The organism is Nostoc sp. UIC 10630 (assembly GCF_010747425.1).
Lineage (GTDB): Bacteria > Cyanobacteriota > Cyanobacteriia > Cyanobacteriales > Nostocaceae > Nostoc.
On sequence record NZ_JAAGOG010000314.1, the window covers coordinates 1 to 6,687 of the forward strand.

The window sequence follows — 6,687 nt, forward strand, 5'->3', positions numbered from 1 at the left end:
GATATTAATTATAAAGAACACCTAGAATCAGAAGCAGAAGATATAAACTCTATTTATTCTCAGATAGAAGTATTGTTTAGTGAGTTGAAAAATAAACCTGAAGAAGTAGTAGATAAATTGTTGACAGATTGGCTAGATTATGAAAATTATGGAGTTAACGAGTATGTAGCTCGAAAATTAGGCGAAGCAAGCAGTAGCTATCCGATTGTAGAGCTAAAACTATTAGAGAATTTACATAATAAATCTTCCTGTTGGTACAGTAATATAGTTCTGGCATTAGGCTATTTAAGAAATGCTTCTCAAGTTACTATTGATAATTTAATATCTTTAGTACAAAATCATGAAGATAAAATTATATGCTTAGATGCAGCTAAAGCCCTAATTCAGCTAAATATATACCATGATTTCGTACTTAACCAATTACTATTTCTTTTTAAGGAACCTGAACCTAACAAATTTGATTATTTTTATGAACAAGACTTAAATTTCAACTCTCAAGTGTTTGAAGCATTGGTTCAACTAGGGCAAACATTTGATGAAGTTGCCCCAGCTTTAGCTCATTGGATTGAACAGAATCAAGGTAAAGATTATACAGAACAAGGAATTGATGCGCTTTGGATGTTAATAGAAGGTTCAACAGCAAGCCAGCTATAAATCAACAACTATCCATGTATAAGTAGTTACAACTTTAGAGAACATAAAGCTTTCACCGCATACCGCCGCATCATCTCTGCCAACTCCACAGCCTCACCCTCCGCCATCTACATAGTTTCCCTCGACATAGCAATTACAATCCTCTGCTTCCTCGCTCATTCAAACATTCAAACCAAGCAACCACTTCAGATTTAACCTGCGCGAATTCGGGTTTACGTCCTTCCTTACAAGCAGCTACAAACAAGGCTTCCAGTGGCTTAATGCCTTTCCAAGTCCGTATCCCCTCCTTCAAGTAAGCGATCGCACCCGACACATTCTCCCAACACGCCGAGCTGTATGCCCAATTTCTGCTGGCACTGCAATGAAGGGCAATCACGCTATTCATCTCACTTCACCAACACCCCATCAACAATCTCAATTCCCCACTGAGGATATTTCACCAGCAACTTCTTGATCACAATCTGCAAAGCCGGATCATCATTACAGCACTCTTGCAAGAATTCAAACCCCGGATTTTCGCCCAAGTTCGCCGCTCGATTCAGTTTTTCCCTTCTTACAGGTCGCGCATTTGCCCTTGCAACTATTGCTTCATGTGACCATTTTTCAGCGTTGGTGACAGGCGCGGCGGAACAAGTACCCTCTTGATCTGCTTTAATTTCTCCACCCGAAATTGAATTTTCAACTAACAACCGAGTGGAATTACTTTGTTCTCCTTGCCCCTGTGTTTGATTAGCGGTCGCTGAACACACAAACTTCAACAGAAATCTTGTGTTACAGTCCGTAAAAGTCCATACTGAAGCTGTATGTAACATAGCCTCTCGCTTTTATAAGCCTAGCCATGCCTCAAGACTTCTCCGGTCAAAATCTCAGGGGTCGTTCGTTCAAGGGTCAAAACCTTGCAGGGGCAAACTTTAGCGGCGCAGATATCCGAAGTACAGATTTTACTGGTGCAAACCTAATAGGCGCAAACTTTAGTCATGCCAAAGCTGGGCTGGAAAAGCGTTGGGGTATTTATTTACCGATTGCCTTATTCTTATTTGTGGGACTATTAGGCGTTTTTTCATATATAACTAATTATTTAGGATTATTAATAGTCAAAACGCCTGTATTAGAATCTCAAATCATAGCTTGTACTACTTTTATTTTATTGACTACCTTCTTTGTCAGTACAATTTCTCAAGGTTTAGAAACTGGTTTAAAAGTATTTACTTTTATTGGGGGTATAACTATTGTATTTTCTGCTGGAATCAAACTCTTGCCAGCTTTTACCGGAGCAGCAACTGGAGTTTTAGTAGTAGCTTTGGCGATACTAGGTTCTGTAGCTATAGCAGTATCTATAGCAGCTTCTAACAAGACGTTAGTTATAATTGCTTCCATAATAGTAATTATAGCCGTACTTGCATCTGTAATTACATCCTCCCTTCAATTCATATCCAATACAATTGGAGCAATATTGATAACTGTAGGTTTAGTTATAGCCTTATCTATAGCCTTATCTAGCATCTATTTTGGCTATCAAGCAATAGAAGGAAATAAAAAATACTTTTGGATTCGTACCATTGCTATTGCCTGGGCTGCTACGGGAGGTGCAAGTTTTCGTGGAACTGACTTGACTAATGCTAGTTTTACTAAAGCTGTACTTAGAAATGCGGATTTTAGAAAAGCCAATTTAATGCACACCAATTTTTATCAAGTTAAAATGCTTGATTGTGCTGAACTTGACAAAACCTATCTTCAAAATTCGCAAGTACGTAATTTATTAATTACAGGACAAGGACAGAACCAAATTTTTGACCGCCAAAACTTGCGAGGAGTCAACTTGAAAGGCGCTAACCTAGCAGATGCAAGCTTTATAGGTGCAGACCTAAGTGAAGCCAACTTACAAGATGCAGACTTATCCAGAGCAAAGTTAGTACAAACTCAACTGGACAGCACTGACTTCACAGGCGCAACTTTAACTGGAGTCTACATTCAAGATTGGGGCATCACTATCAATACTAAATTTGATGGGGTGCGGTGCGAATATGTTTATATGCGTTTGCCCACAAAAGAAAACCCTGATCCTCACCGCAAACCCGACAATAGGCAAGAAATATTTGCTCCGGGTGAGTTTGGGGATTTCATCAAACCAATTTTTGATACACTCGACCTTTACCACAGCCAAGGAATTGACCCAAGAGCGATCGCAATCGCCTTTAAGGAACTAGCTGAAAATAACCCAGAGGCAGAGCTTGAGATTGTAGCAATAGAAAGACGAGGTGAAAATAAGATATTACTCCGTGCTAAAACAGTAACTACAGCTAATAAATCTGAATTAAGTAGAGATTATTTTATTAACTATAATCAACTCAAAGCGCTAGCGGAGAGAGATTTTAAAGTATTAATAGCAGAGAAAGAATACCAAATAAAAAAATTAGAAACTATGATAACGACAGCCTTAGAGCGTCCTAGCTTTTATGCTCAAAATTATCAAAACCAAGGAGATACCATAATGGCAGAAGGCTCTAAAAAACAGTCCAACTTTGACCTCAAAGGCGCTCAATTTGCAGGTGGTCTAGTCAATGCTGATACCGTAAACGCGCACCAAATCGGCGGCAACATCACCAACTACAACCCTGAGCAAAAGCAGAATCTTGCAGAAGCCGCAGCAGAAATTCAGCAGCTTCTCAATCAGTTAGGGCAGAGTTACCCTACTAACACTCCACTAGAAAAACAGATAGCGGTGACAGAAGCACTCAAGCAAATCGACAGTAATCCCACTTTGAAAGCGCGGGTAATTGGGGCGTTGAAAGCTGGTGGAACTGAGGCATTGAAGGAACTAGTGGATCATCCTCTTGTCAATATACTTTTGGCAACTTTAGAGGGGTGGCAGGATGTTGAATAGTTCAGTTGCTACAGATGAAGCAGAGGGGTAACTGGTGATGGCAAATGAGGAGCATTTGGCAATACTGACCAAAGGGGTGGAGGTTTGGAATGAGTGGAGAAAAGATAACCCCAATTTAATGCCAAAACTTCAAGGGATAAACCTTAGTGTACGTAACTTATCTAAAGCTAACTTTACGGGAGCCAACCTCAATAGAGTTACCTTTACTGGAGCTATTCTTTTTGAGGTTAACCTTACTGGAGCTTATCTCAATGAAGCAATCCTTAGTGGAACTGATCTTCGTAAAGGCAGGCTTAATGGGGCAAAGCTGACAGGAGCTGATCTTACAAAAGCTGATCTTTGTGAAGCTGATCTTAGTGAAGCCTTACTTAATGGAGCTTACCTTCAAGAAAGTATTCTTAAAAAAGCTAACTTAAACAAAACCAACTTCAATGAAGCATATTTGAATGGATGTGATTGTACAGATGCTACTTTTATAGAAGCTGATCTCAATAGTTCAGACCTTAGTATGGCAAACCTTAGTGGTGCTAATTTTAGTAGAGCTAAACTTTTTAGGACTAATTTGAGTACAGCTAATTTAACTAAAGCCATACTCAAAGAGGCACAATTAATAGCATCTCAAGTTTTGACAACTAATTTCACATCAGCTAATCTTACAGGAGCTTGCATAGAAGATTGGAATATCAACAGCAATACAAACCTGACTAACGTAATTTGTGATTATATTTACCTTCGAGAAAGACACCAAGAACGCCGTCCTAGCAGTGGCAACTTTGCCTATGGTGAGTTTACCCAGCTATTTCAAAAATCCCTAGAAACAGTTGACCTAATCTTCCGCAACGCCATCAACTGGGATGCTTTCGCCTACTCCTTCAGAAAGCTAGAAGTCGAAAACCAAGGCGCACAATTGGATGTCCAAAGCATTGAGAAAAAAGGTGATGGCATTCTTGTAGTTCGAGTAGCTGTTTCCCCTGATGCAAACAAAGCGGGAATCCACAGCGACTTCATGCAGGGCTATGAATTTGCGGCTAAGGCATTGGAGGTACAATACCAAGAAAGACTTGAAGATAAAGAAAAAGTAATCAATCAGCTATTTTCCACAATTAACCAGCAAAATCAGTTACTAGCTCAGACTGGTGATAAAGTCTCAATTTATTATCAACCAAACTCGCAGTTTGCTGGCGGCATAGTGGACGCTACTAATGTTGATGCACAGCAGATAGGTGGTAATATTCAGAACAATGATACTTAAGTCTCCCAAACTAACCCATGACAAACTCTCAAGAACCAAAGCAAGTCACCAATAACGACTTACCTAATTCCCAGTTTGGTGGTGGGTTTATTAATGCTGAGAATGTCAATGCTGGGCGAATTGGTGGTGATATCTACAACATTCATCTTGAGCCGCTTAGTGAGAATATAAAAATTGACTGGCATGAAATTTGCATTGCGATGCTAGAAAGTCAGCAAGAGGCTGCAAGGTTCAGACGCAAAGCTACAGAAAAAGGTTTTGAAATTAACGTTGATGTTCCCTGGGGGTTGGTGGAACGCAAACAGCAACAACGCCGACAGCTAAATGAATATCGAGACAGAGAAAATGTCTATGGGTTAAGCGAGGAAGTCATTGCCAAAGCTTATGATGATAGCACATTTCTGCGAGAAGTCATTGCACAACAGCCAGCCAATAATAAACATATTGCGATTATTGGTGAACCAGGAGCAGGTAAGTCAACTTTATTAAGTATCATTGCTTCCTTTATTAAAGATGAAACTCAAGATTTACCTATAATTATTTTTCTCGCCAACTTACAAGGAAGAACAATTGAGGAATATTTACTCAAGCAATGGCTGACTGAAGCGATGAAAGCAGCTAAACATTATGTTGTAGTTACGTCAGAAATTGAACGTCAATTCATTGAGTATTTTGCTAAGGGCAGAGTTTGGCTACTGTTAGATGGAGTGGATGAAATAGGTGAGAATTCACCTGTGCAAGCATTAGCCAAAATTAATCAAGAACTAACAGCATCTCTAAGACAAGCACGGGTGTTGTTAACATGTCGATTAAACGTTTGGGATTCTCGAATTAGTAATCCGCTGATAGGGTTTGATATTTATAAAAACCAAGAGTTTAAACAAGAACAAATTGATGACTTCATTCAACAGTGGTTTGAACATGCTAACAATTTACAAAAAGGAAAGATACTACAGGCGAAATTAAAAGAAACAAAATATGAAAACATCCGTAAGCTGGTAACAAATCCTCTGCGGTTGTCACTGCTGTGTCAAGTATTTGATTTAGATAAACAAGAAAAATTCCCAGAAACAAAAGTGGAGCTTTATCAGAGATTTACTCGCTATTTATACGAATGGAAGTCAGAGTTATTTCCAGAATTGTACCAATCAGAAAAATTAAAACATGAATTACACCAAGCTTTAAGTAAATTAGCCTTTGCAGGCATTGATACTAAAGCTAGATTTCGCTTAACAAAAAAATTAGCACATCAGCACATGGGCGAAATACTGTTTCAACTAGCTCGTGATAGTTTCTGGCTAATTTTAGTAGAGAGAGCAGATGAAAATGATGAAGAAGTTTATGCCTTCTTTCATCCTAATTTTCAAGAGTATTTTGCAGCCTTAAGTGTTAAGGATTGGCATCGGGATTTTTTTCATCATTTACCCGATAACCCAGCACAAGGGACTTACCGTATTTTTGAACCACAATGGGAAGAAGTGATTTTGCTATGGTTAGGAAGAGAAGATGTAGATAGCGAAGAGAAAGAAGCATTTTTAAAGGCATTGTTAGATTTTGACGATGGTTGTGAAAATCGAACTTTTTATAGTTTTCAAAGATTATACATATTAGAAGATGGACTTAAGGAATTTTCAGAAAGTAGATTAAATGATGCTGTAAAATATGGCATTAATGAATATGGAGACTTTGAATACGAACGTTATTTATATACACTACCTAGCTATCAATCTGCTCTTGCATATCCAGATTCTAATGATATATTTGACTATATAAATTTATTTCAATGGCTAAATATAGTTAAAACCAAGGATGAAGCTTGGCAACTCTTGTTTAATTATTCTTTTGGCAGCAATAATATAGATATTTTAGAAAGGTTTAAGAATAAAATAAAATTTGA

At 38.3% G+C, this 6,687-nt stretch carries 6 protein-coding genes; 4 read left to right on the forward strand and 2 right to left on the reverse strand.

From position 1 onward, the window contains the following. Positions 1 to 654: hypothetical protein (locus G1O98_RS36025; RefSeq protein WP_163938947.1), on the forward strand; the 654-nt coding region annotated here is incomplete at its 5' end. Positions 655 to 787: 133 nt separating this feature from the next. On the opposite strand, the gene G1O98_RS36030 is transcribed toward G1O98_RS36025, so the two are convergent. Together G1O98_RS36030 and G1O98_RS39155 are read right to left on the reverse strand one after the other, a co-directional pair. Continuing rightward, positions 788 to 1,039 (reverse strand): hypothetical protein, encoded by a 252-nt coding sequence (locus G1O98_RS36030; protein ID WP_175587001.1) that lies wholly within the window; start codon positions 1,037 to 1,039, stop codon positions 788 to 790. Between the two features lies 1 nt (position 1,040). After that, positions 1,041 to 1,403, reverse strand: a complete 363-nt coding sequence (locus G1O98_RS39155; protein WP_175587000.1) for a hypothetical protein — start codon at positions 1,401 to 1,403, stop codon at positions 1,041 to 1,043. A gap of 89 nt (positions 1,404 to 1,492) precedes the next feature. Here G1O98_RS39155 and G1O98_RS36040 point away from each other — a divergent pair, with 89 nt between their 5' ends. The 3 genes from G1O98_RS36040 to G1O98_RS36050 form a co-directional block, all read left to right on the forward strand. Beyond that, a complete protein-coding gene (locus G1O98_RS36040; protein ID WP_163938949.1) occupies positions 1,493 to 3,538 on the forward strand; it encodes a pentapeptide repeat-containing protein in 2,046 nt (681 codons plus the stop codon). A gap of 37 nt (positions 3,539 to 3,575) precedes the next feature. Beyond that, complete coding sequence (locus G1O98_RS36045) at positions 3,576 to 4,790, forward strand: pentapeptide repeat-containing protein (RefSeq protein ID WP_163938955.1); 1,215 nt, start codon at positions 3,576 to 3,578, stop codon at positions 4,788 to 4,790. A gap of 17 nt (positions 4,791 to 4,807) precedes the next feature. Further along, positions 4,808 to 6,687, forward strand: a 1,880-nt coding sequence (locus G1O98_RS36050; protein ID WP_163938951.1) for an NACHT domain-containing protein, incomplete at its 3' end; no start/stop codon positions are given.

Excerpts from the sequence above, each read along its gene's own strand:
- G1O98_RS36045 (WP_163938955.1), top strand. The coding sequence starts at position 3,576 with ATGGCAAATGAGGAGCATTTGGCAATACTGACCAAAGGGGTGGAGGTT.
- G1O98_RS36030 (WP_175587001.1), bottom strand. The coding sequence starts at position 1,039 with ATGAATAGCGTGATTGCCCTTCATTGCAGTGCCAGCAGAAATTGGGCA.
- G1O98_RS36040 (WP_163938949.1), top strand. The coding sequence starts at position 1,493 with ATGCCTCAAGACTTCTCCGGTCAAAATCTCAGGGGTCGTTCGTTCAAG.